Source organism: Neptuniibacter sp. (assembly GCF_024231755.1).
In the GTDB taxonomy this organism is placed as follows: domain Bacteria; phylum Pseudomonadota; class Gammaproteobacteria; order Pseudomonadales; family Balneatricaceae; genus Neptuniibacter.
The window spans coordinates 13707-39845 of record NZ_JAAEQH010000135.1 but is presented as its reverse complement, the minus strand read 5'-3'; the positions used below and the strand labels follow the sequence as shown (position 1 = coordinate 39845).

Sequence of the window (26139 nt, the reverse complement as noted above, 5' to 3'; positions counted from 1 at the left end):
GGAGCGCTAAAACAAGTGCGCCTGTTTCTAGGAAGATCGCTGAGGTGGTAAATGACTAATAAGAAAAATTACAGTTCATTATCAATCGCTATTGCTTTAGCCATGGGGGGGATAATCCCACAGGCCAATGCTGTTGATATGGGTCCGGTGCAGATTGATGGCTTTATCCGTCAACAAATGTCTATGAATCTTGAAGATACAGTAGGCCCAGCAGGACGCATGGATGGTGAGGGTGAGCTATCCATGAACCGTACGACACTACAACTGGAGTGGAGTGCGGATCTACCAAAAGACATTGTATTTAAAGGTGTTGCAAGAAAGAGCTGGGAACAGAGAACCAGCTTTCTGAAAGACCTTGAAGATTTGGGTGGCTTCGGAAATGAAAATGCTCGTGAATACTATGAAGACTCAGAGATTCGTGAAGCGTATCTGGAAATCCCTGTAGGGGATCGTGTTCTGCTGACGTTAGGTAAGCAGCAGGTAGCTTGGGGTGAGACAGACTTCTTCCAAGCGCTGGATATGGTGCATGGCTTTGATTACACATGGCGTTCATTCCTTGAACCTGCCAACGAAGATCTGCGTAAAACTTCAATTATGGCCAATGCCATGATCGATTTCCCAGAAGCGGATGGTCAGCTGCAGGTACTTTACCGTCCAGGTTGGGACAGTGATGGTCAGATCGGTAACAGCTACGACATCGAAGGCGGTCGCTGGTCGAGTTCACCTTATAAAGGTGTCTACTTCCCAGGTGCTACGCCTTACGCATACGATCATGATGATGGTGATCAGGATGATGCAACTTACGGTATGCGCTGGAACGGTCAGTGGGGTGATTACGGTTACTCATTCGCTTACCTGAGAACGCATAACCCAGACCCGGTTATGAATGCGAATCCTGGTTTTGCCAATGTCACCGGTGATTCCTACAGCAATAACTACGCAACTCAGGGTTTCTCATTCGGTGAAGTTATCTTCCCAATGATTGATGTCCTTGGTTTTACCCTGAACGGTTATTCCGAAGCGGGCGACTTCGTTTGGTCTACTGAATTTGCATACATCAAAGATGCTCCGTTTAACGTAGGTGACGCGACAGGTCAGTTCATTCCTGGCGACTGTACAACCGTTCTGGATGGTTTCTGCGGTATTCAGGAAAGTGACGTACTGCGAACTATGTTCCGCATCGACAAAAACCTGGCATTCACTCAGGACCTACTGGGTACCGAAAAGCCGGCGTTCTTCTCTACACAGCTGTTCAACACTTGGTTGCTTGATCATGAAGATGGCATGAAGCTGCTGGTAGGCCAGCCTGAAAACCGTAAAGAACACTCCACGCTGCTGACCTTCATTCTGGCAACAAGCTACATGAACGGCCGTATGACGCCTGAACTGGTGACTGGTTTTGACCTGACTTACGGTGGTGGCTTTGTCGTTCCAAGTGTGACTTACACACACGGCGATCACTGGCGTTTCAAAGTTGAAGCGGATCTGTTCTTCGACGATGGCGCACAGACAGGCTTCGGCGATATGTCTGCACCAGACGCTTCTCTGTTTAGCTGGTTCAAAGGTAATGACCAGTTAGCTGCAACGATAACTTATCAATTCTAAGAACAATAATTGGGTGATGTTATGAATATGAAAAAAACCATGCTTAACAGCCTAGTTGTTTCAGCCTTTGCGCTGACAGCAACCGCTGCGATGGCAGAAGTTAAAGAAGGTACTGTGCTTTCTGCAGCGAATATCGATTCTCTGTATGAAGACACCTTTGAAGGTCACAAGATCAAAGATCTTCTGACGGAAAAGATGGAATGGCGTATCCGTGAGAACGGACTGGAGATGCCACTGGTTCACTCGAAAAAGATCGAGATGGATGCAAAGTGGATCGAGCGTTCTAAGTCCAATATCGGTGTTGCCAAGCTGAATGAGCAGACTCGTCAGGTAGAAGGTTGGCAGGGTGGTATGCCATTCCCGAATATCGATGAGAAAGATCCAAAAGCCGCTGAGAAGATTGTATGGAACTGGTACTACGGCAACCCTCGTGGTGACGTAATGAACGTACCAAACGTTTCTTACGTAATGATTGATGGCGATTCGGGTATTGAGCGTTCTCAGAACTGGAAGTTCGTACGTTACACCATGAAAGGCCGTATGACAGGTGAGCAGACAGAGGGTGATGGTGGCGAGCTGAGCCGTACCTTGTTCTTCGCTACTGCGCCTCGCGATATTAAAGGTCTGGGTACATACACCATTCGTCACGACAGCGACAAGATGGAAGATGTCTGGGCATATATCCGTGCCGTACGCCGTACTCGTCGTCTGTCCGGTGGTGCTTGGATGGACCCAATCGGTGGTACCGACCAGCTGCAGGATGATATCGAGATCTTTAACGCTAACCCATCTTGGTATGAAGGTTACAAGCTGATCGGTAAGCGTCACATTCTGATCGGTGCGCACGGTAAAAACAGTGCGTGGAAAGTAGGTGCCGCGACTCAGGAAGAAGAGTATCCGGTTATGGATCTGACGAAGCCTCCTTATTGGAACTTCAGCAAAGATAACTACGAGCCACGTGAAGTTTACGTGATCGAAGCGAAGACTCCGGATGTACACCCGTATAGCAAAAAGATCATCTACGTAGACACGCAGTATCCGCGTGTTCATATGGGTGAAGCCTACGATAAGAAAGGTGAATTCTGGAAGATGTTCCAGTTCCACTCTTATCCTGGCACGGGTGACGATGGCTACCGTGATATCCGTACTACTGCAGGTGTGACAATCGACTTTAAACGTAATCACGCCACAGTGTTCTTCCCGGACACTGCTACATGGAGTACGAACACTCAAGGTCTGGACATGGACGACGTCAATTTGGCTGCCTTGCGTAAAGGTGCACGCTAACAGACGTGTTTGATTGAAAACCCCCTTCAATCGGCCAGGGACGGCCACTCTTATAAAAGGTAATTGAGATGAGCATGACAAACTCCCGTGAAGTGGCGAACAGACTTGCACTCGGAGATATCAACGTTAACTACCATGATGTGGGTAGTGGCCGTCCTGTTTTCCTTCTACATGGCTCGGGCGCAGGGGTGAGTGCGTGGGCTAACTGGCGTCTGACTATTCCTGTTTTATCTAAGTTCAGGCGTGTAATTGCTCCGGATCTTGTGGGTTTTGGTTATACCGAGATTCCGGATGATTTTGAATTTGTACATATGCAGAGTTGGGTCGATCAAATAATTGACATGATGGACGCTCTGGATATTCAACAAGCTGACTTTGTTGGCAACTCCTTCGGCGCATCGTTGACCCTGGCTTTGGTGGTGGAGCATCCAGAACGCGTTGGAAAGATGGTTTTGATGGGTAGTGGCGGGCAGCCATTCGAGGTGAGTCCCGAGTTATCTAAGTTATGGGGCTACAAACCATCGCGCGAAGCAATGCGCGAAATATTACAGATTATGGCCTTTGATCAGTCGATCGCCACCGAAGAGCTGGCAGAGATGCGTTATCAGGCAACCTTGCGAGATGGCGCTCAGGCTCTGTTTGAGCGGGTATTCCCAGAGCCGCATCAGCGCTGGGCTGATGCTTTGGTTATCGATGATGAAGCGCTGGCAAAACTAGATCACGAAACATTAATTCTGCATGGGCGAGAAGATCGCGTTGTTCCTGTGCACGTATCTGAAAATCTATTTAAGAAAATTAAGAACTCACAGCTGCACCTGTTTGGTAGCTGTGGGCACTGGACACAAATTGAACAGGCAGAACGCTTTAACCATCTGGTGATGGGCTTTCTGCAAGAGACTCAATAAGAACAAGAAGCCACTTGGCTGAAAATGAGGAACTAAAATGAGTGATTCTCCAGAAATCGCAAATATGTTGGACCTGGGCGATATCCAGGTTAACTACCACGATCAAGGCCAGGGTAAGCCGGTCATCCTGCTACATGGTTCAGGTGCAGGTGTAACTGCATGGGCTAACTGGCGTAATGCTATCCCTATGCTGTCTGAATTCCGTCGTGTATTGGCGCCAGACCTAGTTGGTTTTGGTTATACCGAATCCCCAGCAGATTACGAATATAAGCACCTGGATACCTGGGTGGATCAGATCATCCGCTTTATGGACGCGCTGGATATTGAGAAAGCTGACTTTGTCGGAAACTCCTTCGGTGGCTCTCTTTCCCTACGCCTTGCAGTAGAGCATCCAAAGCGTATTGGTCGCATCGTGCTTATGGGTAGCGGTGGTCAGCCATTTGAGGTTAGTCCTGAGTTGGCAAAACTATGGGGTTATAAGCCTTCAATGGAAGCGATGAAAGAGATTCTGGGCATCATGGCCTTTGATCAATCGATCGCGACCGATGAGCTGGCAGAGATGCGTTACAACGCAACTATGCGTCCAGGATTCCAGGAGCGTTTTGAACGCGTATTCCCACCTCCATATCAGCGTTGGGCTGATGCACAGGTTGTTTCAGATGAAGATCTGGCGAATCTGGACAATGAAGTACTGATTATCCATGGTCGTGATGATCGAGTAGTGCCGGTTCAGATCTCTGAGAACCTGTTCCGTAAGATCAAAAACGCACAGATGCATCTGTTTGGTAACTGCGGTCACTGGACCCAGATTGAACAGACTGCACGCTTTAATTCATTGGTACTGCAGTTCCTGCAGGAAGACTAATTTGAGCTGGAGGGTGAGTGATGCAGCCTGAAATTCAGATAAGTGAAGCCGCAATTGATTACCTTGCGCATATTGGCGAAAAGGAAGGAAACAGTGATCTCCGCGTGGGTGTAAGTAACCCGGGGACTTCGTTATCTCAATGTTTTATCACCTTTAATACGCAACCGCAAAACGGCGATCGCGTACTTGAATACAGTGGCTTCACGCTCACCTATGACGAGCGCCTGTCTCTGTTTATTGATGGTTTGGATGTGCATTACAGCAAGAACCGTATGGGCGGTAAGTTGCGAATAAAAGCACCAAATATCAAGCAGATGCCTGATCTACCAGAAGATGCTGACCTACACCTCAAAGCTTCAGCTGTGCTGGAAGCCTATGTGAATCCTGCCTTGGCAGAGCACCAGGGTGGGGTGGTTGTAGACCGAACTGAAGACAACAAAGTATTCCTGAAATTCGGCGGCAACTGTTTGGGTTGCGGCAATGCGGAAAGAACACTGACAGAGTTCGTTGAGAAGACGCTGAAAGAGCATCTTCCAGAGATCGAAGCGGTCTCAGAAGTAACGATGCATTAATTTTCTTGTGAGTTATATTGAATTTCAATTGATATTCAACTAAAAATAAATGTATCCTGTAATTATTGATTACAACTTAATAATCACAACTTGCAAATCTCGGCATAAAAACAAAAACGAGGATTCATCGATGGCAAAGTCTTACAAGAACGCGCGCGTCGCAAACGATAAAAACACTAAGAAACAGTATCAGCCTTACATGGAAGCGGAGTGGGGCTTTGTAAACCACTGGTACCCAGCTGCGTTCAGCGACGAGCTGCCAGAAGGTGAAATTAAAGGGATTCAGATTGCAGGTATTCCAATCGTACTGCGTCGTTCTAAAGGTAAGGTTTACGCACTGCTAGACCAGTGTCTGCACCGCGGGGTTCGTTTCTCTGCTAAGCCAATGTGTCTGAATGACGACACAATCACCTGCTGGTACCACGGTTTTACCTTCAACCTGGAAGACGGTGAGCTGAGCACAATCGTTGCTGCTCCAGATGACAAACTGATCGGTACTACAGGCATCCAGTCTTTTGCTGTTGAAGAAGTGTCTGGCATGATCTTCGTATTCGTATGCGAAGATGATTGGGATGAAGAGATCCCACCACTGAAGAACGACCTGCCACTGCGATTCCCAGAGAACAACGAACGTTTCCCACACCCATACTGGCCTGATACCCCATCCATTCTGGATGATGATGTTGTGGTTCTGGGTATGCACCGTACGGGTAACGCTAACTGGCGTCTGGCGTGTGAGAACGGCTTCGATGCAGGTCACCTGTTGATCCACCGTGATAACTCAATCGTTCAGGCGAAAGAGTGGGCGGTACCTCTGGGTATCAAACCTCTGGATGATCAGGCAATCGCGATCATCGAAGATGACAACGGTCCGCAGGGCTTCCTGAACCGTTACTTCACTGACTCATATGAGCCAGTACTGGAAAACCCAATTCTGGACATTAAAGCATACGGCCAGAATCCAAAATACTTCCGTACATCTATGTACCTGCCAGGCGTTCTGATGGTTGAGAACTGGCCGGAAGAACACGTAGTTCAGTACGAGTGGTACATCCCTATCACTAACGACACTTACGAGTACTGGGAAGTGCTGGTTAAGAAGTGCTCAACTGAAGAAGAGAAGAAGGCTTTCGAATACCGCTTCGAGAACCTGTACAAGCCAATGTGTCTGGAAGGTTTCAATGACTGTGACCTGATGGCGCGTGATGCTATGCAGAATTTCTACGCAGATGGTTCTGGTTGGGACGATGAGCAGCTGGCAGATATGGATGCCTCTGTAATCGTTTGGCGTAAATGTGCGTCTAACTTCAACCGTGGTATCGCCCAGCCACCTAAAGGTGTTAACGGCGCAACTAAAGGCCAGAGTAAGGACTTTGCTGCTGCAGCTCTGGGTGATTGGCCAGGTATGGATGCTTATGCAACCGGTCGTAAATACGACAAGAGCTAATCAAGCATGAAAGAAGAGGGGGCGGTAACCGCTCCCTCCTTTGCTGAAAAACAAAGCTGAATAACAAAATAATAATAAGGAGGACAGGTCATGTCTTCATCAGAAGCAGTTGCTGTAGAACTAGCAGAATCAAAAGTTACTTTCCGTTTTAAAGACGGTGTTGAATATGAAGCGATCTCCGGTGAGGGTGAAACACTACTGGACGTAGCACGTAACAACGAAGTACCCGTTATCCACCAGTGTCTGACAGGTAGTTGTGCCAGCTGTATCTGTAAAGTTGACGAAGGTGAAGTAGGCATGGATTCGGACCGACTCATGTCACTGCTGCCTAGCGAGCAACGAGAAGGTTTCCGTCTGACCTGTACTGCTTACGCAGAGAGTGACTGTGTAGTTGATCTGGATTATCCAAGTACATTCTCTGAAGACCACGAAGCCAGTCAGAGTGTTATCACTATTACTGAGCTGGAGTGGGTAAACCACAACACAGTACGTATCGAAGCTGAACTGGCTGATGATGCTGAAATGGATCACTTTGAGTCCGGTCAGTATGTACAGTTAAAAGTGCCGGGCACAGAAGAGTGGCGCTCCTACTCAATGTCCAGCACCGAGCGTGAACTACCAGAAGTCACCTTCTATATCCGTGTTCTTGAAGATGGTGTGATGTCTAACTATCTGAGGGATCGTGCTGCTGTTGGTGATGAGCTTGAGATTGATGGTCCATACGGCGTGTTCTATCTGCGTGAAGAGAAAGTGCCGCAGATTATGATTGCTGGTGGTACTGGTCTTGCGCCAATGCTGAGTATGATCGACTCACTGCGTCTTAAAAATTTCCGTCGTAAGCCTGTCATTCTGGCTTTCGGCTGCTCCTTTGAAAAAGATCTATTTGCACAGGATGAATTAGAACTACGTGACACCTGGATGCGTAATCTTGATATCCGTACCTGTGTCTCCCGTCCGGAAGGTGAGTGGGATGGCTATAACTGCCGTGCCCAGTTCTCCATCACTCAGGAAGATATTACTGATCCGGAAACAATCGCATATCTGTGTGGGCCTCCAGCGATGAACGAGGCTGCACGTGAGCATTTGGAATCGCTGGGCGTTAAGGGTGAGAACATCCACGTCGAGCTGTTCGAAACCGTCTAATCGTTAACCATTCAGTGCACTCCATTGTTCTATCCCTAGTGGATGGAGTGTGCTGCGTTGCGTTCTGCCAATAAAAACAATAAGTGAGGTAAGAGGAATGGCTGCAGTAACTAAATTGGCTTATATGGGCTTCAATGTTGTGAACTTTGAAGACTGGCACACGATACTGTTTGATATTTTGGGTCTTGAGCAACGTGCCGATAGCCCGCAGGGCCGTACACAAATTCGCTATGACGAATATCACCACCGTTTCACATTTATAGACAGCGATCAGGACAGCGTTGCCTTTGTCGGTTGGGAAGTGGATAGCATCGACCAATTTAACGAGATGTATGCACACCTGGCTGATCAGGGGATCGGTGTTGAACTGGCTTCTGACGCAGAGAAACAAGACCGTATGGTGCTTGAACTAATGAAGTTCAAAGGCCCTGATAATGTTCCTTACGAGATCTGTTTCTCTCCATTCCATGATAACCAGCCATATACACCAAGCTGCCCACGTTTTGGTGGTTTCAATACGGGTGATCTGGGTCTGGGTCATATTCTTTACTGCCATGAAGATCCAAAAGAAGCAGTGGAGTTCTACCGTAACGCTTTGGGTATGAAGATCTCTGACTACATCCATTGGGATGAAGCCAAAGCGACCTTCATGCACTGTAACCCTCGTCACCACTCTATTGCTGTATGTAATCCATGTTTTGGTACAGGGGCAGGTGAACTCAACCACTTTATGCTGCAGGCGGATGATATCGATGATGTTGGTCGCGCATATGACCGTGTTGAGCAGCTGAATGTACCGCTGATCCTGACGTTGGGTAAACACACCAACGACAAGATGACCTCGTTCTACATGATCACTCCTGCAGGCTTCGCGATTGAATACGGATATGGCGGTGAAGAGATCCATGATTACGACAACTGGGATATTGAACTCTACAACGCTCCAAAAATCTGGGGCCATAACCTAGTCGAATAACCTGTTTGTCAATAAATCGTCTCGCCGAATTAAGATTCTCATCAAGAGGCTTGTACGCTTGGCACCCGCTGGTCGGGTGCATTTTTTTCTTGTCCCGTTTGGGATTTAGGGTGAATTATGAATAAAGAGCAGAGACAGGGCTGTGCCCATCAACTGTTTGCTGCGTTGCGCGAACAAAAAGCGATCTCTCCGCTGACCGATAGCTATCCAGATATGAGTATCGAAGATGCCTATCACATCTCAACTGCACTGTTAGATATGCGCATAGCTGATGGTGAAAAAGTCATAGGCAAAAAGATCGGTATCACATCTGAAGTCGTTCAGAAAATGTTGAATGTTGATCAACCTGACTTTGGTTATCTGACTGACAGAATGGCGTTTAACCAGGGTGAAGAGATGCCGATCAGCAAACAGCTGATCGCGCCAAAAGCAGAAGGTGAAATTGCCTTTGTTTTAAAGGATGACCTTGTTGGTCCAGGTATCACTACTTCCCACGTCATCGCTGCCACAGACTTTGTGGTGCCATGTTTCGAAATTGTCGATTCCCGTATCGAAGATTGGAAGATCAAGATCCAGGACACCGTTGCGGATAACGCATCTTGTGGCCTGTTTGTCCTCGGTGATACCGCCGTAAGTCCACGTGATGTAGATCTTCGTACCTGCGGCATGGTGGTGGAGAAAAACGGCAAAGTGATCTCTACCGGTGCCGGTGCTGCCGCATTAGGTAGCCCTGTAAATGCAGTTGCTTGGTTGGCGAATACCTTGGGTGAGTTTGGTATTCCGCTGAAAGCCGGTGAAGTAATCCTGTCCGGTTCTCTCGTACCACTAGAGCCAGTAGAAGCGGGTGATTTTATGACCGTGAGTATTGGCGGTATTGGTTCAGCTTCCGTGCGTTTCACATAAGGATAAGTTCTATGAGTAAGAAATTAAAAGCGGTCATTATCGGCCCAGGTAACATCGGTACTGACTTGCTGATGAAGATGATGCGCTCAGAATGGGTTGAGCCAGTTTGGATGGTGGGTATCGACCCAGAATCCGAAGGTCTGAAACGCGCACAGGAATTTGGTATCAAAGTTTCCAGCACCGGTGTCGACGGCATGCTGGACAAAGTAATCGAAGATGATATCCGTATCGCTTTCGATGCGACTTCTGCTTATGTACACGCAGAGAACAGCCGCAAGTTGAACGAGCTGGGTGTGATCATGGTCGATCTGACTCCAGCTGCGATTGGTCCATTCTGTGTTCCACCGGTAAACCTGAAACAGCACGCATCTCAGCTAGAGATGAACGTAAACATGGTGACTTGTGGTGGTCAGGCGACTATCCCAATGGTGGCTGCAGTTTCTCAGGTACAGGACGTTGAGTACGGCGAGATCGTAGCCACTGTATCTTCCCGCTCTGTAGGTCCAGGTACACGTCAGAACATCGACGAATTTACCCGTACCACATCAGGCGCTGTTGAAGCGGTGGGCGGTGCAGACAAAGGTAAAGCAATCATCATTATCAACCCGGCTGAGCCTCCGTTGATGATGCGTGACACGATCCACTGCCTAACTAAAACCACACCAGATCAGACTGCGATTACTGAATCCGTTCACAACATGGTGAAAGAGGTTCAGAAATACGTACCGGGTTACAAGCTGGTTAACGGTCCAGTGTTTGATGGCAACAAGGTTTCTGTATTTATGGAAGTGGAAGGTCTGGGTGACTTCCTGCCGAAGTACGCAGGCAACCTGGACATCATGACGGCTGCGGGTCTGCGTACAGCAGAGATGTTTGCTGAAGAAGCGCACAACGGCTCAATCACTCTACCGGCACGATGAGGCTTTGCATTTTGCATTGATACGGCGTTAGCTTGTTTCTTGCGGTGCTCATTAACTTTAGTTAACTCCGCTCCTCATCAACAAGCTGCCTTGTCTCAAAGCAAACTGCTGTGCCTCAAAAAATTAAGGGTAGTAGCAGATGTTTAATGCTTCTACCGACTGTTATATCTGAGGACATAACAATGGATTTGAAGAACAAAAAAGTAAAACTCCACGATATGAGCCTGCGTGATGGTATGCATGCGAAACGTCATCAGCTGTCGCTGGAGCAGATGGTTGCAGTATCAACCGGTCTGGATGATGCGGGTATCCCGCTGATTGAGGTAACCCACGGTGATGGTCTGGGTGGTTCCTCTCTGAACTACGGTTTCCCAGCGCACACCGATGAGGAGTACCTCAACGCAGTTGTGCCAAAGATGAAGAATGCGAAGATCTCTGCCCTGCTACTGCCGGGTATCGGAACCGTTGATCATCTGAAGATGGCAAACGATTGTGGTGTAAGCACAATTCGTGTTGCGACCCACTGTACGGAAGCGGACGTATCTGAACAGCACATCGGTATGGCTGCGAAGATGGAGATGGACACGGTAGGCTTCCTGATGATGGCACACATGGTGTCTGCAGAGAAGATTCTGGAGCAGGCCAAGCTGATGGAGAGCTACGGCGCTAACTGCATCTACTGTACTGACTCTGCCGGTTACATGCTACCAGACGAAGTGACAGAGAAGATCGGCCTGCTGCGTGCAGAACTGAACCCAGCAACTGAGATCGGTTTCCACGGTCACCACAACATGGGTATGGCGATCGCTAACTCTCTGGCTGCAGTTGAAGCCGGTGCTGTACGTATCGATGGCTCCGTTGCAGGTCTGGGTGCGGGCGCTGGTAACACACCTCTGGAAGTCTTCGTTGCGGTTCTTGAGCGTATGCAAGCAAACCACGGCATCGATCTGTACAAGATCATGGATGTAGCGGAAGACGTTGTAGTGCCACTGATGGATCAACCGATCCGTGTTGACCGCGATGCCCTGACTCTGGGTTACGCAGGTGTTTACAGCTCGTTCCTATTGTTTGCTCAGCGTGCTGAAGCGAAATACGGCATTCAGGCACGTGACATTCTGGTTGAACTGGGTCGTCGCGGCACAGTAGGTGGTCAGGAAGATATGATCGAAGACCTAGCGTTGACCATGGCAAAAGATCGAGGGTTAATCTGATGAGTAGGGCATTGGTGATTGATTCGAGCAGCCGTTATGTTGGATCCGTAACGCGTGCTTTAACACAGCAGTTTATTTCTACCTTTGAAGAAAGCAATGGTGAATCAAACTTAGTGTATCGTGATCTGGCAAAGTCGTCAGTGCCCCATCTTTCTGCTGAGGCAATAGAGGGCTTCTTCTCACCTACACCTTCATTGCGAGCAAAGCGTGCAACTGTGCTTTCTGATCTTCTGTTGGAAGAGTTTCTAGGTGCAGATCTGATCTGTATAGGTGTACCTGTGTACAATTTCAATTTGCCTTCTGCTCTCAAAGCTTATCTGGATCAGATTGTTCGTATAGGCAAGACGTTTCAGAAACAGGGTGATGGTCGTTTACAGGGGCTGTGTAGTGGTAAAGATATTCTTGTGCTCTACTCGATGGGTGGGATGTATAAGGATACCGATATGGACTTCATTAAGCCGTACTTTAAAGCCATTACTAATTTTATTGGTGCAGATCGGGTTGATTTTGTCGCAATTGAGGGTACATCACGTGCTGGTTTCAAACTTGAAGATCAGCTTGGTGAATCCGGAGAGCTAATTCAGAACTACCTTGCTAAAAGAGGGAAGAAAGAGAACACACTGTTAAGTATGCTCTCTGAGTGATCTTAATAACTGTTACTCGTCGTCATCAATAGGACTGGCGTAGGTAGCTGCAATACGACCTGCTTCGTCATAGATTCCGGTTAATAGGCTGATCAGTTTTGCTGCTTCAGCCATTTTTTCGTCTACACGATCGATGCTGGATGTTTGCGTAGTCAGGAGAGACTCACGCAACTCAGCGTAGCGGTCTATTTTCACTCGACCTTGCTCGGTCATTGAGTAGTTATAGATCTTACTGTTTGACTCTTTATCCTTACTGATCAGTTCCAGGCTTACTAATTTACGCAGGCTGTACTGAATATTTGGGATATCATCACGGTTTAGTAGTCGAGCAATAATCGTTACAGGCTTAGGACGGTCCTGCATGCGAATAACATTAAGGATGATCAGTTCCTGATAAGTTAAATTCCCTAAACCAGCCGTGCTACCAATTTGTAGACAGTAGCGTTGAAAAGCTTCGTGGAAACGAAGAAGGGACCATTCAAATTCTGTGGTGATCGCGTTGTGTTCGTTACCGCCTAGGTGCCAGCTGCGGTAAAGGCTAATATCGTTCATTAGGGTGTTCTTTTTCACAATTTGTACCCACTAACGCCTTGGAAAGTTATCTGATAAAACCTTCGAGATAGATTAGCGTTATGTGGAGTTTTTGACAAGAATTCAGACTAGCAGGTGATTATATCGACTGCATTGAACTAGATCAAAGATTGTTTATCAATTGTTTATTTATTGAAAATACATTTAATTGTAGTAACTTGATTATACTAAAGGCAAAAGTAGAAACGAAATAGCTGATGCTATTTCATCTCCATTCACTGCCCTGGGGCAACGTTGTGTGCACAAATAAGCTCATTGCTTCTAAGGGGAGGGGGTAAATACAACTGCCTTCTTCGATGATGAGGGTGTCGGCCATCAAAGATACAGCAATAAAAGTGGCACCGCTGCCACGTTGATCCACCTTAATGCGTACCCTCTTACCCTGTTCTGAAAGATAGCGAAGGAGCTTCATGGTGAGTGCAAGGTAGCGCGAGAATCCGCGTTGCTCATTTATAAATGAGAATTCCTGCTCACAGTTGCCCATAAACATAGGCAAACTGTTTTCGTTCTCCAGATAATCCAGTAACTGGTTAGCGAAGTTTAATAACCCGTCACAACCAATCTCTTCCGCTTCGGGAAAACCTAAAGTTTTATGCTTGGGTCTACTGCGGTAGGTCGCAAGGGCACTGTGATCCTCATCTGCACTGGTTTTGAGAGCAGCGTATTCTTGGCGAAGTTCTTCACCTGTGAGAGGGTGATGCTCCAGCATAAGTAACAGATTGCGCCTTTCTTCCAAAGGTTCGGGCAGAATACAGAACAGCTCCTGATTGATTAATCGATAGGGAGCTTTGTAGAAAAGGCGGTTTATATCATCTTTTTCACTATCCAGATGTTCTATCACTTTCCTGCCGGACACTCCGCAGAGTCCGTTTTTGCTACCCAGTGTATATTGGCAGCTGGCTGCGACTAGATAAGCACCGCCAAAACAGCCAACGCTGTCACCAAGAACTGCGATAGTCGTTATCTGGCTGTGAATACGTAGATTCAGCAGCTGTTTAATCAGTTTCGCAGTATGTTTCATTGACCGCCAGCCCTGCTCAAGCTGAACGCCTGCAGAGTCAATAAACAGAATAATTCTTTCTACTTGTTCTGTGGCCGCTTTATCAAGAAATTTGCTGAGCTCACCTGCCAGTTCGGGATTAATACAGCCCGTGTTGATGCTTGAGTCATTGGCCCAGATTGCGACTTTCTGCTCTGCATTTTCAACAAACCAATTTGCACTACTTTCAGCAACAAACATCTGATGCTGATTGGCGATAGAGAAAGCTAGCGCATGCGCCTTTAGCAAATTTGGGTTATCCAGCATCATGACAACACCCGTAACCGTCTTTTGCTTTTGGTTAAATTGGGATGGATATCGATGGTGCCGTTTTGTTTAAACGATTCGTGATTCATCTCAACCCGTTCCAGATCGTAGAGGTAGTTAACCATCAGGCCGGCAGCGCTTTTCATACCGTGAGGTTTGCGGTTTCCGAATGGGTTGATCCGGTAGATAGATGCACCATTACTCAGATGGAAGCGTGCTACAGGATCGTAAGGTTCTTCGCCACGTTTCAACTGGGTCAGGTAGTGAAGTCCCAGTTCATTGAGAAAACTTACTGTATCATCGTGTGATTCATCCAGGCGCTCGAAACGTTCACTTAATAACTCAGTCAGAGGCATATCTGCGTAACGTTTGTTGAGGCTGGTCAGCCAGGGAGTGGCGATCTGCTGTAACTCATCTTCTGCCAGGTAGCCTTTTTGTACTGCGCGATTTAAACCTGGGATGGGTGAAAGAGTCGAGAAACGGGTTATCTGAGGACGCTCTTTTTGAATATGCTGTACCACCTGTTTTATCAGGAAGTTACCAAAAGAGATGCCGCGTAAACCGGTTTGACAGTTGGATATAGAGTAGAAGATAGCGGTGTTAGCGCGTGCTGGATCAGATACCGGTTGCTCCTGGTTCAGGAACGGGTCGATACGGTCGCTGATCTCTTCAGTGAAACCTACCTGGACAAAAATTAAAGGATCATCAGGCAGTGCAGGATGGAAAAATGCGAAACAGGAGCGATCGCCGGATAAACGCCGTTTAAGATCGGCCCAATCCTGAATCTCATGGACCGCTTCATAACTGATCAGTTTCTCCAAAATATCCGCTGAAGTGTGCCAATCGATCTCTCTGAATTCAAGGAAGCCTCGGTTAAACCAAGCCTCCAAGGTGGTTTTCAGGTCTATATCCACACTGGCAAGTTCGGGATGTTTCGGAACCAGATCAAGCAGTTCTGTTCGCATTTTTACCAGCGCCTGGGTGCCAGAACCAGGGATGTTAAGCAGCTCAAACAGCATGTGCCGACCACCATTAAGAGCGGCTAACAACTGCTTGTAGTCTTTACTATCAGCATCCTGTTCTAGCTTTTGTGCTAATTCGGCTACGTACCTGAAATCTGGTGACATCTCTGTCGCCAGGTATTGGAAGAAGGAGAGCTTTTCTTCTGCGCTGGAGTTGTCATAACGTCCCAGAATCTGCTGCGCCATAGCCAGCGCGGTAGCGTCCCCTCGATAGGTTAGCAGTGCACTACAGTCTTCTTGCAGCGAATACTGGCCTTTTACACGATCAGGGTCTTCCGCTTGAAGTAGCTCTTTACCTTTATCAGTTACTGAATCGATAAATCGATTAATCCAACTCATCCTGTTCGTTCCCTATCAGCTTGTTTTTCAATGCCACGTATTGATTTTGAATATGCAGGGACATCGCCTTATTGGCGGTGTCACCATCTCTGGCTTCGATCGCGGCCAAAATATCCCGATGTTCTTGCAGGGAATGCTGCAAACGGGCTCCGAGCTTTAACTGCTTTTGGCGGGCAAGCCGGATGACACGGGATAGATCGAGAGTTAAACGCTCTAACCAGTTGTTACGCGAGATATTTTTGAGTGCGTCATGAAACAGAATATTGTCTTCATAATAGCGGACAATATCTTTATCTGCGGCATGGCGTTCAAGGTTTGAATGAATGTGTCGGAGTCTGACCAATTCCTCATCAGAGATGTTTTCTGCGGCTAACTGAGCGCAAAAACCCTCCAGGAGAGCAACAATAGGGAATAGCTCGTCCAGTTCTTCAGTACTGATCGTTTTTACGTAAGCTCCTTTACGGGGTACTAGTTCGACTAGACCATCAGAAGCGAGAACTTTTAATGCTTCTCTTAATGGGGTGCGGCTGATACCAAGCTCTTCGCATAACTGCATTTCGTCGATCCACTGGCCAGGTTCAAGCTGACTGCTATAGATCATTCGCGCAATTATCTCAGCCACTTCCTCATACAGAACTCTTCTTTTTATTATGTTCATAAAACAATTGGCTTTAAATTAAATTTCAATTGAAATTGCATTGTAGTGTAATTATTAATTACAATCAAAACGAATCGAAAATAAAAACAAGAGAGGATTAGTCCGTGAATTTATATCAGGCACTATCTGAAAAGTTTTCCCAGGCCGGGGATCGAGTAGCGTTACGTATGCCTGAAACAGGCTTGAAGTGGACCTTTAATGATCTTGCTGAACGTGCTGCACAATATGCATCACTATTGACGGAGCAGGGTCTTGAGCCAGGGGACCGAGTTGCTGTTCAGGTTGAAAAGGGTGCTGAGGCTTTAGCTATCTATCTGGGTGTTTTGCAGTCTGGCGGTACCTATCTGCCGATGAACACCGCTTATACGAAATCCGAGTTAAAGTATTTCGTCGAAAACGCTGAGCCGGCCTTTGTTGTCTGCTCTTCTAAGCAGGTAGAGACTTTCTCTGAGATCAACCAGCAAGTGACTGCGGGCTTCAAACTGTACACACTGGATGAAGATAGCGTTGGCTCTATTTGTGATGCTGCTGATTCTATGCCGAAAGTGTTTACTACCGTAGAGCGAGGCGAAAATGATCTGGCTGCTATCCTCTACACATCCGGAACCACTGGCCGTCCAAAAGGTGCGATGATCAGTCACAGCAATCTGCTGAGCAATGGACGTGTGCTTCTTGATTACTGGGGATGGAAAGAGGGGGATGTTCTGCTGCATGCACTGCCAATTTTCCACGTGCATGGTTTATTCGTCGCGTGTTCATGTGCACTACTCAACGCTAGCGAGATGATCTTCTACAGTAAATTTGATGCGAACAAGGTATTGGAAGAGCTTCCTAATGCGACCGTGATGATGGGTGTTCCAACCTTCTACACCCGCTTGCTAGCAGAGAAGGGGTTCACTAAAGAGTTAGCAGCCAATGTACGTCTGTTTATCTCAGGCTCAGCACCACTGTTAGAAGAGACTTTTGAAGAGTTTGAACAGCGTACCGGTAAAGCAATTCTTGAGCGTTATGGTATGACCGAAACCGGTATGAATACGTCTAATCCACTGGATGGCAAACGTATTGCCGGTACTGTTGGTTTCCCTCTGCCAGGTACTGAAGTTCGCATTATGGATGGTGACAATAACCCGTTGGCTGCAGGCGAAGTGGGTAGCTTGCAGGTTAAAGGACCAAACGTATTCCAGGGATACTGGCGTATGCCGGAGAAAACTGCAGAAGAGTTTACCGATGACGGTTTCTTTATCACTGGAGACCTAGGCAAAATTGATGATCAGGGTTATGTCAGCATTGTTGGCCGCTCTAAGGATTTGATCATCAGTGGTGGTTACAACATTTACCCTAAGGAAGTGGAAATGGTGCTGAATGATATCGAGCATATCGACGAATCAGCAGTATTTGCCTTTGAACACCCTGATTTTGGCGAGGGCGTGGCAGCTGCGATTGTGAAAACCGATCTGATGGTTGATGTTCGCGACGAGCAAATTATTGAGATCTGTAAGGGTAATCTTGCTGGTTTCAAAGTGCCTCGACGTATTGTTTACCTAGCCGAGTTGCCACGTAATACCATGGGCAAAGTGCAGAAGAACGTATTGCGTGATCTGTACGGTCAAAAAGGTTATCAAAGCTAATTCACAATCGGCCACGAATTCCTTCGTGATGAACAACAGGTAAGTCAACACCCGGTGGCATAGGGTGCTTACCTGTTGTTCAGTTTCTAGGGAATAGCCTTTCTCTATCCCTCATTTCTTAACCTCCTGACACCATGGCTTTCATTGTCTTCTTAGACTTATACAGATACATTTATTCGCCAAAATCATTCATAGCAAATATTGAAGCAGGTGAGTTGTGTCCAGAGAAGATTATGAAAACGGTTTAAAAGTCCGTACTGAGGTGATGGGCGAAGCGTTTGTCCAGCGTGCTATCGATAACACCAATGAGACCACTCAGGATCTGCAAGACTGGATCAACGAACATGCATGGGGAAGTACCTGGCAACGTGATGGTTTACCTCGTAGTACCCGGTCTTTGGTAACTATTGCAATGTTAGCGGCCTTAAAAGCGCCGACGGAGCTTAAAGGTCATGTTCGTGGGGCACTGAATAATGGTTGCTCACCAGAAGAGATTAAAGAGGTTTTACTGCACTCAATTGTTTATTGTGGCGCACCTGCTGCTCAGGAAGCATTTCGGGCAGCCAAGGAGGTAATTGAAGAGTATGAAGGGAAGTAACGGGTAACACTTCCACACTCCAACATAGGGGTATCAGTTTTGCCTCAGGATAGGCGGTTTAGTCGTTATCAAAAAAACTGATTGGTGGTTTTGAACTTCTATCTACTTCCAGATGGAAAATATCAGGGCGGTTATAGTGACCCGATACATCCAGAGCTTTACGAGAGCGACGCGCTTCTTCCAGATCAATATCGGTGTATAGAATTGCTTTCTCTTTATGCATCGGGCCGGCTACAACGCCTCCAAAAGGTTTTATAACAGCAGCATCACCTGGGTTGATCCACTCTTCTGAATCAAACAGTGATTCCCTCTCTGGGAAGTCATCCGGAACATCTGACCCTGTCATTGCAGTTGCAGTGCTGAGTACCCAGCAGCCACCTTCGCGGGAGATGTGGTTCATGGATGAGATCCAGGTATCACCACTGTCCCAAGTGGGGGCGACATAGATATCGATGTCTTGGGCGAACAGGGAGTAGCGTGCTAGGGGCATATAGTTTTCCCAGCATATTAATGTGCCAATACGACCATAAGGAGTCTCTACCACCTTGAGCCCTGAGGCATCACCCATTCCCCACACCATTCTTTCTGGGTTGGTTGGCATCATTTTCCGGTGATGATTGAGAATATTGCCATCAGTGCCAATGATGACTAGAGAATTGAATAGAGTTGTTCCACTGAAACAGGAATCTCTCTCGTTCATGCCCATCACGATGACAACCCCATGCTCGCGGGCCGCTTCACGAATCCTGTCCAGATCGTTTGAATTGAGATCTACAGAGTTTTCTCTCAGCTTTGAGTGAAGAGTGTTACCCAAAGCCATGTCTTTGCCTGGGCTGATTCTCCAGATCCAGGTTGGATAACCGGGGAGGTAAGCTTCTGGAAAAACGATAAGTTGAGCTCCATTGGATGCTGCTTCATCAATAACCTCCAGTGCTCTAGTTATTGATGCTTCCAAATCCAGTAAAACGGGTGGCTTCTGAGTGATGGCTACTTTGATGCTCATAATTGCCTCCGCAAGCAATTTCTAAGGATAAGCGTAGCCTAGATTGCAGTACTTTGGCTGTTTGCCTGGGTGGGCTGAGATACATTCATCACTATAGGATGATGGTGTACTGGTCTAATTAGCTATAGCTGCTACGGTTATGTCTTAGCAGCTGGGATGCAGTTGGCGGTGAATTCATTTATTGGCATCGGTTTTCCTAGCAGATAGCCCTGAAAGTTTTTACAACGGGATAGTTCAAGAAACTCTTTTTGTTTCTGAGTTTCTACACCTTCTGCAATTACGCTTAATCCAAGGTTGTAAGACATGGCGATAATGGTTTGCACGATCTCGGCATCATCAGGATCAGTTGTGATATCTCTTACAAACGACTGGTCGATTTTCAGTTGTTCGAGCGGAAGCTTTTTGAGATGGCTCAAGGATGAGTAACCGGTACCGAAATCATCCAGTGAAAAGCGAATTCCAAATAAGCGAAGCTCGTTCATTTTCGCTATGGTTTCATCCACATCAGTCAGGACAACCGTTTCGGTTAGTTCCAACTTTAACAAGTTTGGATCAATCTCAGTTCGTTCCAGAATATCTATGGTTTCTTCGACAAAGTTAATCTGACTAAATTGTCGGGCACTAACATTAACCGACAGTTGGAGGTGCTTAGTCTCATCAGAGCGGGACCACTCTTTTAGCTGGTTACATGCTGATTCAAGTATCCACCATCCGATGGGTACGATTAATCCAGTTTCTTCAGCGATGGGGATAAATTCGGCTGGAGATATTATGCCTCGTTCTGGGTGTATCCAGCGAATTAATACCTCAGCGCCGGTCAGATTTTCAGTGTTGTATTGCGGCTGATAATAGAGGGTGAATTGGTCTTTCGGCAGGGCATTTCGTAGCTCAAGTTCAAGCTCTGCCATGTGAAACTGTGGGACTAAAATTTCCGGGTCGTAGAACCTGCAGGTATTTTTACCTGACCACTTAGCCTGATACATCGCCATGTCACCGCGTTTCATAACATCATCAGCGGTTTCTCCTCCTTTAAATGGTGTGACGCCAATGCTGCAGGAGGCGTGGTATTCAAACTGGTCGAGAATAATGCTTTTACTAAACAGTTCACTGATATTGTTAATGACATGCCGGACATTTTCATTGATCGCTTCGTCATCATCCCCAATATCTTCAAGCACGATAATGAATTCATCACCGCCCAGCCGGGCCACAATATCTGTTTCGCGAACGGTTTCTTTGAGCCGGTTTGCCACATGTTTCAGTAGAAGATCACCTGTCGAGTGACCGTGGGTATCGTTTACGTTTTTAAAATTGTCCAGATCTATAAATAGCAGAGCACCGTTTCTTTGGGAACGCGATGTGCGTTTAAGAAGAGAGGTCAGTTTTTCCATCAATGACTGACGATTAGGCAGGCCTGTCAGTGTATCGTAATATGCCAGGTGGTGTATTTTGGCTTCACTCTCTTTTATCTGTGTAACATCGGTGAAGGCTGCCACGTAGTGACTGATATTTCCTTCATCTGACTCAACGGCTGTTATGGTTAAGTATTCTGGAAAAATTTCACCCGATTTTCTTCTGTTCCATATTTCTCCTTGCCAGTATTTTTTTAAACTCAGAGTATCATTCATGCGTTTATAAAAAAGAGGACTGTGTTGTCCCGATTGAAGAAGCTTGGGTGTTTTTCCAATAACCTCTTCGGCGGTATAACCTGTGATTCGGCAGAAAGCGTTATTCACTCGAAGAATTTCACGTTTGTGATTAGTGATCATCATCCCTTCTTGAGAATCGAAGGCTGTAGCGGCTATCAGAAGCTCACGTTCAGCCTCTTTTAACGTGGTTATGTCTTTAACAAAACACTCGATCAGTTGATCTGGCTGATCTTTTAAAATTGCGGAAATACTGACAACAATTTGCTGGTTATCCGAGAGGTGGGTGTGGAATGTTGTTTCAAAACTATCTATTTGCTTGTTTTGTAAAAGCATTTTTTTAAAGCGCAGGAATTCTTCTTTTGAGTAAAAAAGCTCATCCTTCAGATTCCTGTGCTTATTTTTGAAAGTATCTGGAGTGTCATATCCGCACATGGACGCCATTGCTTTATTGGCGTTGAGAATTTTGCCATCTAAATCTGCCTGGAAGATGCCGTGTAATGCATGGTCGAAGAGACTTTTGTATTTGTTCTTTTCCCGTTCTAATTCATCTAGATTAGCTTCTAACTCGGCGTAATAACTTTTCCGGGTTGATTGATCTCCCAGCCCCAATAAACTTTTAACATCGGTTTGAGCTTCAGAGTGCTTCTTCATAAACAGTTGCTAAATCACGTTTATTGGAAGGGCGAGGGTTGGTCAGTAGGCATGGGTCAACCAGTGCGTGGTCAGACAGAATAGGAATGTCGGTGCGGTGCACGCCGTTAACGGTGAGGGTCTGATTGATGCCTACCTGTTGCTTCAACAGAATAACCTGTTGCATTAAGCGTTGTTTGATTTGTTCGGATGTTAAACCACGTGTATCAACATTCATTGTCTCCGCTATGATCTTAAATCGATCCTTAGCATTGGGGTAGTTATAGGCAATCACATGTTCAAGTAGCATGGCATTACATAAGCCATGTGGTAGATCCAGGTAGCCACCTAATGAATGTGACATGGCGTGAACAGCGCCAAGAATAGCATTGGAAAAAGCCAGCCCTGCTTTCATAGAACCGAGCATTATCTGCTCTCGTAAGTGCAGATCATCTGGAGTCATCAATAGGGCAGGCAAGTTTTCATTGATAAGTCTGATCGCATCAAGTGCATGCATATCAGTCAGTGGGCCTGCTCCGGTTGAGACAAAGGCTTCAATAGCATGGACCAGGGCATCTATACCGGTACAGGCGGTTAAAAAAGAGTCCATTGAAGAGGCGGTTTCGGGGTCAATCAAAGCTACATCAGGGACAATGGTTTTTGAGATAATTGAGAATTTAACTCTTTCTATCGGGTCCGAAATAATTGCAAATTGTGATACATCTGCAGATGACCCAGCAGTGGTTGGGATAAAAACCAGTGGCGGAATAGGGGAACCGATTGTATCTACACCGTTGTAATCAAGGATGCTCCCCTTATTGGTGGCGACAATGCCGATACCTTTTGCGCAATCCATTGGGCTACCGCCACCAATGGCCACAATAACGTTGCAGTCATTTGCAAGATAAACCTCAGCACCTTTCATTACCTCTTCAGTACGAGGGTTTGGGGATACACCTATAAAAGATACCCAATCGATATTCTCTTCGGTTAAATGGTCTTGTATCTCTTCTAACCAACCCGCTGCTTTGACCCCGGGATCTGAAACTATTAGCACTCTGCGGGCACCAAAATTTTTGGCGTAATTAGCCACTGAGTGTCTTGCGCCTATGCCAAAAATTATTTCTGGGCTAACAAATTTACGAAGGATGGAAATATCATCAGCCATAAGCCTGCACATTAACTTTGTTAACTATGTTTTCAGTCTAGAACAAATATGATTCAGGCAAGGGGCTTGGTCGGTTTTAATTGATCTGGGGCAGGTTGTTCAACATTCGTGCGTTAACTGCACTGGTGCTGAACTAGAAGTTCCAACCGATTACTTGTCACCAAACTAGGTAGGAAAATTATCCGTACGGTTTTGCTTTTGTTCGATAAGTTAAAAGCTGATATGGCGCCACAAATCTTCTGAGCGTAATCCTTGTCCGCGAAGCTGCGGCGGATAACACCAATCTGGAGTACGTCTTCAGACACCCATTTGGCGTCTGCAGTTTTGGGTGCATTTTTACTATTGAGGAAGCCTGCCACTTGCTGGTGTTTCTTGCTGTAGGTCTTTGCATCCTGTTGATGTATTGACGAATCCATTCTTTCTGAACGAATCTCCTCGTTATTGTTGTAATAGCCAGACGGCTTTTGAGGTTCATAATCCAAAAAAAAGGTTTTGGCATTCAGCTGTGTGCTACAAACAAAGACCAGAAAAAGCAGCAGATATTTTAGATTGTATTTTTTAAGGTTCTGAATGTTTAATAGCATGCGGAAAAATGGTTAGTGGTTTGTTCGCAAAATAGCGCTAATAGCCTGATATTAAAAGCTAAAATTTATTAAAATTTTATCTATATTATTTCGATTCCGCTCTCTGTTCTGGCGATTGTCTCTTGCTTTTTAACAACTTTTTATACATTCGAAATGTAGGTTCTATTTTTCTGTTTTTTGAATTCTTAATAAAGAACAATGAGTTAGATAGGTGATAGGCGTTACTTATGTCACAAGTTGAGGGGTGCAAAAGGGAAATCTCATTTTCAACGACCTCTACTGTTGGGGCTTCAGGGGCTTTAGCATCATGAACTGGTTAAAGTCCATAGAAATCCTGAATACCAGACAATACGCTTGTTATTGCAACTGATGCGAGTATAAAACCCATAATTCGGCTGATAATACTCGCACCACTTCTCCCAATTTTCTTATTGATCCAAGTTGATATCAGTAGGAAAAATAGAACATTCAAGAGCACAATCATCATTACAAATGCAGTTTCTAATTGTTCATATACATTGAAGTAATTTTTATCAGTTAGCATCACCGCTCCAAGCATTGCACCGGGGCTGGCTATAGACGGTATGGCTAAAGGAAAGATAGCGGTCTCTGTATGTTTATCTGTTAAGTTGATTTCAGACTCTGGCTTACCCTCACCAAAAATCATTGTTAAAGCAAACAGAAATAGAACAATACCCCCTGAAACCTGAAATGCAGCTAAGGGAATGTTTAGTGCTGTAAGAATCAATTCCCCTGCAATGACAAAAAATATAAGAACACATGTAGCAATTAACGTTGCTTTAAGTGCTATTAAGCGCTTTTCCCTTTCATTGAACCCTTTGGTTGCAGCAATAAAGACTGGAACGGTACCAATAGGATCAATTACTGCGAAGAAAAAAATATATGTAGATATCAACTCGTTCAAAGCTATCACCAGTTTTTTAGAAAGCTTAACTTCCTACTCCTGGCAGTTGTATCGAATAAATAGAAGTTACTATTCGAAGTATGCGAATGTTGTTTTTTTATAGCTGAATTACTATTGGTAAAAAGCTAAACGATGCAGGTGCTTTATGAATATAAAACGTGTCCTTTATGTTGCGAATAAAGATATTCTTGTTATCGATGATCCAGCATTCACTAGATGTGTTGATCTCCATAGAAGTAGTGGCTGCTATGTTGAAATATTAATGGTGGTAGAGGAAAAAGATATCCCAGGCTTGGGCGTCTACAGCGATGATAAATACAATGTAATAAAAAAAGAAGTGATCGAAAAGAAAAAGAAAATGTTAGAGGTCCAGCTGGATAGTAACTACAAAATTAAAGCTGGTATAAAGATAAGGTATGGAATCCAGTTTATAGAAATTATTAAAGAAAGTGTTGAGTTTGATTTTGATCTTATTGTTAAACATCAGGATGTCAGGCTCAAGGGCTTACATAGCATTGATTTGCATCTTCTTAGAAAAACCCAAGTTCCTCTGTGGCTGATTCGAGATGAAACTCTGCCTTCTGGGCAAAATATAGTGACAGCAATAGACCTTGATCTTGAGAAAAATGGTGAGGGTAAGGCGATAAACAAGAAGATCATTGATGTATCCAAACGACTCTCAGAAGAGTTAACGGCTGAAGTTAAAGTCCTTTCTTGTTGGTCTGTTTCTGGTGAAGAGTTCTTAAGAAACAAGCCGTTACTTAAGGTTGATAATGTTGATTATCCCGAAATATTAAGCCTGGAAGAAACCCGTTACAGTGAACTAATGAAAAATTTCCTAGCAGAAAATGACCTAGGTAGTCACGCTTTAATCAGGGGAGAAGCCGCTGAATCAATATCAGATTTTATAAACTTTGAAAGGCCAAGCTTGTTAGTTATAGGTAGCTTCTCAAGAACTGGAATAAAAGGTTATTTGATAGGTAATACTGCAGAAGATGTACTGCTTTCGATTAAAAGTTCAGTTTTGGTTGTTAAACCAGAAGGTTTTATTTCTCCAGTAGTTTAATTAGATACATTTTAATTAAGGGCTTTAATATGAAAGATTATATAGATGATAATCTCACTAATAAGCTTTATTCGGTAGTAAGATTTAGTGTCAGGATCCTTTCAGTTTTAATGGTCTTTGTAATTGTTATGGGTGTTGTGGATGTAGGGTGGACCCTGTATGAGAAAATTACAACACCACCAATATTTATACTGACTATCTCAGATATGTTAGCCACTTTTGGTGCATTTATGGCTGTTTTGATTGCCATTGAGATATTGATAAATATAACAATCTACCTACGTGATGACGTTATACATGTAAAAATTGTGATGGCTACGGCACTTATGGCAGTAGCAAGGAAAGTTATAGTGTTAGATTTTGAGACGATCACACCACCTTATATATATGGTTTGGCAGCAGTAGCTTTGAGTATGAGTATTGGTTACTGGTTAATTCACAAGCTGCCAGCGAAACTTCATGAGGAGTAATCAACTTAAAAATATCGATTTTGG

At 45.5% G+C, this 26139-nt stretch carries 25 protein-coding genes; 16 read left to right on the top strand and 9 right to left on the bottom strand.

All coding sequences use genetic code 11. The annotated features are described in order from the left end of the window. Positions 1–51: 51 nt before the first annotated feature. The 12 genes from GY843_RS07950 to GY843_RS07895 all read left to right on the top strand — a co-directional run bounded on the left by GY843_RS07950 (position 52) and on the right by GY843_RS07895 (position 12478). Positions 52–1605, top strand: coding sequence for a DUF1302 family protein (locus GY843_RS07950; protein ID WP_297308323.1), 1554 nt, complete (start codon positions 52–54; stop codon positions 1603–1605). A gap of 21 nt (positions 1606–1626) precedes the next feature. Further along, complete coding sequence (locus tag GY843_RS07945; RefSeq protein ID WP_297308321.1) at positions 1627–2892, top strand: DUF1329 domain-containing protein; 1266 nt, start codon at positions 1627–1629, stop codon at positions 2890–2892. Between the two features lie 68 nt (positions 2893–2960). Continuing rightward, positions 2961–3797, top strand: a complete 837-nt coding sequence (locus GY843_RS07940) for an alpha/beta hydrolase (RefSeq protein ID WP_297308319.1) — start codon at positions 2961–2963, stop codon at positions 3795–3797. A gap of 37 nt (positions 3798–3834) precedes the next feature. Then, positions 3835–4662 carry an alpha/beta hydrolase gene (locus GY843_RS07935; RefSeq protein ID WP_297308317.1) on the top strand — a complete coding sequence of 276 codons (828 nt, stop codon included), beginning with the start codon at positions 3835–3837 and terminating at the stop codon, positions 4660–4662. Positions 4663–4682: 20 nt separating this feature from the next. Beyond that, positions 4683–5234 (top strand): NifU family protein, encoded by a 552-nt coding sequence (locus tag GY843_RS07930; protein WP_297308325.1) that lies wholly within the window; start codon positions 4683–4685, stop codon positions 5232–5234. A 130-nt stretch (positions 5235–5364) separates the two neighbouring features. Then, a complete protein-coding gene (locus GY843_RS07925) occupies positions 5365–6681 on the top strand; it encodes a Rieske 2Fe-2S domain-containing protein (protein ID WP_297308315.1) in 1317 nt (438 codons plus the stop codon). A 90-nt stretch (positions 6682–6771) separates the two neighbouring features. Next, entirely contained in the window at positions 6772–7824 is a 1053-nt protein-coding gene (locus tag GY843_RS07920) for a 2Fe-2S iron-sulfur cluster binding domain-containing protein (RefSeq protein WP_297308313.1), read from the top strand. Positions 7825–7921: 97 nt separating this feature from the next. Continuing rightward, positions 7922–8800 carry a VOC family protein gene (locus tag GY843_RS07915; protein WP_297308311.1) on the top strand — a complete coding sequence of 293 codons (879 nt, stop codon included), beginning with the start codon at positions 7922–7924 and terminating at the stop codon, positions 8798–8800. Positions 8801–8917: 117 nt separating this feature from the next. Further along, entirely contained in the window at positions 8918–9703 is a 786-nt protein-coding gene (dmpE, locus tag GY843_RS07910; protein ID WP_297308309.1) for a 2-oxopent-4-enoate hydratase, read from the top strand. An 11-nt stretch (positions 9704–9714) separates the two neighbouring features. Beyond that, positions 9715–10623 carry an acetaldehyde dehydrogenase (acetylating) gene (locus GY843_RS07905; RefSeq protein WP_297308307.1) on the top strand — a complete coding sequence of 303 codons (909 nt, stop codon included), beginning with the start codon at positions 9715–9717 and terminating at the stop codon, positions 10621–10623. 182 nt (positions 10624–10805) lie between these two features. Further along, positions 10806–11834, top strand: coding sequence for a 4-hydroxy-2-oxovalerate aldolase (gene dmpG, locus GY843_RS07900; RefSeq protein WP_297308305.1), 1029 nt, complete (start codon positions 10806–10808; stop codon positions 11832–11834). Continuing rightward, complete coding sequence (locus GY843_RS07895; RefSeq protein WP_297308303.1) at positions 11834–12478, top strand: NAD(P)H-dependent oxidoreductase; 645 nt, start codon at positions 11834–11836, stop codon at positions 12476–12478. The genes dmpG and GY843_RS07895 overlap by 1 nt, the downstream gene beginning before the upstream one ends. 12 nt (positions 12479–12490) lie before the next feature. Here GY843_RS07895 and GY843_RS07890 read toward each other — a convergent pair whose 3' ends face one another. From GY843_RS07890 to GY843_RS07875, 4 genes are all read right to left on the bottom strand, one after another. After that, positions 12491–13030 carry a winged helix DNA-binding protein gene (locus tag GY843_RS07890; protein WP_297308301.1) on the bottom strand — a complete coding sequence of 180 codons (540 nt, stop codon included), beginning with the start codon at positions 13028–13030 and terminating at the stop codon, positions 12491–12493. 244 nt (positions 13031–13274) lie between these two features. After that, positions 13275–14378 carry a carboxyl transferase domain-containing protein gene (locus tag GY843_RS07885; RefSeq protein ID WP_297308299.1) on the bottom strand — a complete coding sequence of 368 codons (1104 nt, stop codon included), beginning with the start codon at positions 14376–14378 and terminating at the stop codon, positions 13275–13277. Next, the gene (locus GY843_RS07880) at positions 14375–15736 is read right to left on the bottom strand and encodes a malonyl-CoA decarboxylase family protein (RefSeq protein ID WP_297308297.1); all 1362 of its coding nucleotides are present in this window, start codon (positions 15734–15736) and stop codon (positions 14375–14377) included. Before GY843_RS07880 ends, GY843_RS07885 begins: the two co-directional genes overlap by 4 nt. Further along, a complete protein-coding gene (locus tag GY843_RS07875) occupies positions 15723–16394 on the bottom strand; it encodes a GntR family transcriptional regulator (protein WP_297308295.1) in 672 nt (223 codons plus the stop codon). Before GY843_RS07875 ends, GY843_RS07880 begins: the two co-directional genes overlap by 14 nt. Positions 16395–16498: 104 nt before the next feature. On the opposite strand from GY843_RS07875, the gene GY843_RS07870 reads away from it, so the two are divergent. Beyond that, entirely contained in the window at positions 16499–18022 is a 1524-nt protein-coding gene (locus GY843_RS07870) for an AMP-binding protein (protein WP_297308291.1), read from the top strand. 217 nt (positions 18023–18239) lie between these two features. Next, entirely contained in the window at positions 18240–18620 is a 381-nt protein-coding gene (locus tag GY843_RS07865) for a carboxymuconolactone decarboxylase family protein (protein ID WP_297308288.1), read from the top strand. 58 nt (positions 18621–18678) lie between these two features. On the opposite strand, the gene GY843_RS07860 is transcribed toward GY843_RS07865, so the two are convergent. The 5 genes from GY843_RS07860 to GY843_RS07840 form a co-directional block, all read right to left on the bottom strand. Further along, the gene (locus tag GY843_RS07860) at positions 18679–19623 is read right to left on the bottom strand and encodes a carbon-nitrogen hydrolase family protein (RefSeq protein ID WP_297308282.1); all 945 of its coding nucleotides are present in this window, start codon (positions 19621–19623) and stop codon (positions 18679–18681) included. A 137-nt stretch (positions 19624–19760) separates the two neighbouring features. Further along, entirely contained in the window at positions 19761–21923 is a 2163-nt protein-coding gene (locus GY843_RS07855; RefSeq protein ID WP_297308278.1) for a bifunctional diguanylate cyclase/phosphodiesterase, read from the bottom strand. Continuing rightward, complete coding sequence (gene ercA / locus GY843_RS07850) at positions 21907–23070, bottom strand: alcohol dehydrogenase-like regulatory protein ErcA (protein ID WP_297308276.1); 1164 nt, start codon at positions 23068–23070, stop codon at positions 21907–21909. Before ercA ends, GY843_RS07855 begins: the two co-directional genes overlap by 17 nt. Positions 23071–23183: 113 nt before the next feature. After that, positions 23184–23486, bottom strand: a complete 303-nt coding sequence (locus GY843_RS07845; RefSeq protein WP_297308274.1) for a hypothetical protein — start codon at positions 23484–23486, stop codon at positions 23184–23186. Between the two features lie 484 nt (positions 23487–23970). Continuing rightward, positions 23971–24588, bottom strand: coding sequence for a MarC family protein (locus GY843_RS07840; protein WP_297308272.1), 618 nt, complete (start codon positions 24586–24588; stop codon positions 23971–23973). A gap of 136 nt (positions 24589–24724) precedes the next feature. On the opposite strand from GY843_RS07840, the gene GY843_RS07835 reads away from it, so the two are divergent. Next, on the top strand, positions 24725–25645 hold the full coding sequence (locus GY843_RS07835; protein ID WP_297308270.1) for a universal stress protein: 921 nt from the start codon (positions 24725–24727) through the stop codon (positions 25643–25645). 29 nt (positions 25646–25674) lie between these two features. Beyond that, the gene (locus tag GY843_RS07830; protein WP_297308268.1) at positions 25675–26115 is read left to right on the top strand and encodes a phosphate-starvation-inducible PsiE family protein; all 441 of its coding nucleotides are present in this window, start codon (positions 25675–25677) and stop codon (positions 26113–26115) included. The last annotated feature ends 24 nt before the right edge of the window (positions 26116–26139 follow it).

Excerpts from the sequence above, each read along its gene's own strand:
- GY843_RS07950 (WP_297308323.1), top strand. The coding sequence starts at position 52 with ATGACTAATAAGAAAAATTACAGTTCATTATCAATCGCTATTGCTTTA.
- GY843_RS07945 (WP_297308321.1), top strand. The coding sequence starts at position 1,627 with ATGAATATGAAAAAAACCATGCTTAACAGCCTAGTTGTTTCAGCCTTT.
- GY843_RS07940 (WP_297308319.1), top strand. The coding sequence starts at position 2,961 with ATGAGCATGACAAACTCCCGTGAAGTGGCGAACAGACTTGCACTCGGA.
- GY843_RS07935 (WP_297308317.1), top strand. The coding sequence starts at position 3,835 with ATGAGTGATTCTCCAGAAATCGCAAATATGTTGGACCTGGGCGATATC.
- GY843_RS07930 (WP_297308325.1), top strand. The coding sequence starts at position 4,683 with ATGCAGCCTGAAATTCAGATAAGTGAAGCCGCAATTGATTACCTTGCG.
- GY843_RS07925 (WP_297308315.1), top strand. The coding sequence starts at position 5,365 with ATGGCAAAGTCTTACAAGAACGCGCGCGTCGCAAACGATAAAAACACT.
- GY843_RS07920 (WP_297308313.1), top strand. The coding sequence starts at position 6,772 with ATGTCTTCATCAGAAGCAGTTGCTGTAGAACTAGCAGAATCAAAAGTT.
- GY843_RS07915 (WP_297308311.1), top strand. The coding sequence starts at position 7,922 with ATGGCTGCAGTAACTAAATTGGCTTATATGGGCTTCAATGTTGTGAAC.
- dmpE (WP_297308309.1), top strand. The coding sequence starts at position 8,918 with ATGAATAAAGAGCAGAGACAGGGCTGTGCCCATCAACTGTTTGCTGCG.
- GY843_RS07905 (WP_297308307.1), top strand. The coding sequence starts at position 9,715 with ATGAGTAAGAAATTAAAAGCGGTCATTATCGGCCCAGGTAACATCGGT.
- dmpG (WP_297308305.1), top strand. The coding sequence starts at position 10,806 with ATGGATTTGAAGAACAAAAAAGTAAAACTCCACGATATGAGCCTGCGT.
- GY843_RS07895 (WP_297308303.1), top strand. The coding sequence starts at position 11,834 with ATGAGTAGGGCATTGGTGATTGATTCGAGCAGCCGTTATGTTGGATCC.
- GY843_RS07890 (WP_297308301.1), bottom strand. The coding sequence starts at position 13,030 with ATGAACGATATTAGCCTTTACCGCAGCTGGCACCTAGGCGGTAACGAA.
- GY843_RS07885 (WP_297308299.1), bottom strand. The coding sequence starts at position 14,378 with ATGATGCTGGATAACCCAAATTTGCTAAAGGCGCATGCGCTAGCTTTC.
- GY843_RS07880 (WP_297308297.1), bottom strand. The coding sequence starts at position 15,736 with ATGAGTTGGATTAATCGATTTATCGATTCAGTAACTGATAAAGGTAAA.
- GY843_RS07875 (WP_297308295.1), bottom strand. The coding sequence starts at position 16,394 with ATGAACATAATAAAAAGAAGAGTTCTGTATGAGGAAGTGGCTGAGATA.
- GY843_RS07860 (WP_297308282.1), bottom strand. The coding sequence starts at position 19,623 with ATGAGCATCAAAGTAGCCATCACTCAGAAGCCACCCGTTTTACTGGAT.
- GY843_RS07855 (WP_297308278.1), bottom strand. The coding sequence starts at position 21,923 with ATGAAGAAGCACTCTGAAGCTCAAACCGATGTTAAAAGTTTATTGGGG.
- ercA (WP_297308276.1), bottom strand. The coding sequence starts at position 23,070 with ATGGCTGATGATATTTCCATCCTTCGTAAATTTGTTAGCCCAGAAATA.
- GY843_RS07845 (WP_297308274.1), bottom strand. The coding sequence starts at position 23,486 with ATGGATTCGTCAATACATCAACAGGATGCAAAGACCTACAGCAAGAAA.
- GY843_RS07835 (WP_297308270.1), top strand. The coding sequence starts at position 24,725 with ATGAATATAAAACGTGTCCTTTATGTTGCGAATAAAGATATTCTTGTT.
- GY843_RS07830 (WP_297308268.1), top strand. The coding sequence starts at position 25,675 with ATGAAAGATTATATAGATGATAATCTCACTAATAAGCTTTATTCGGTA.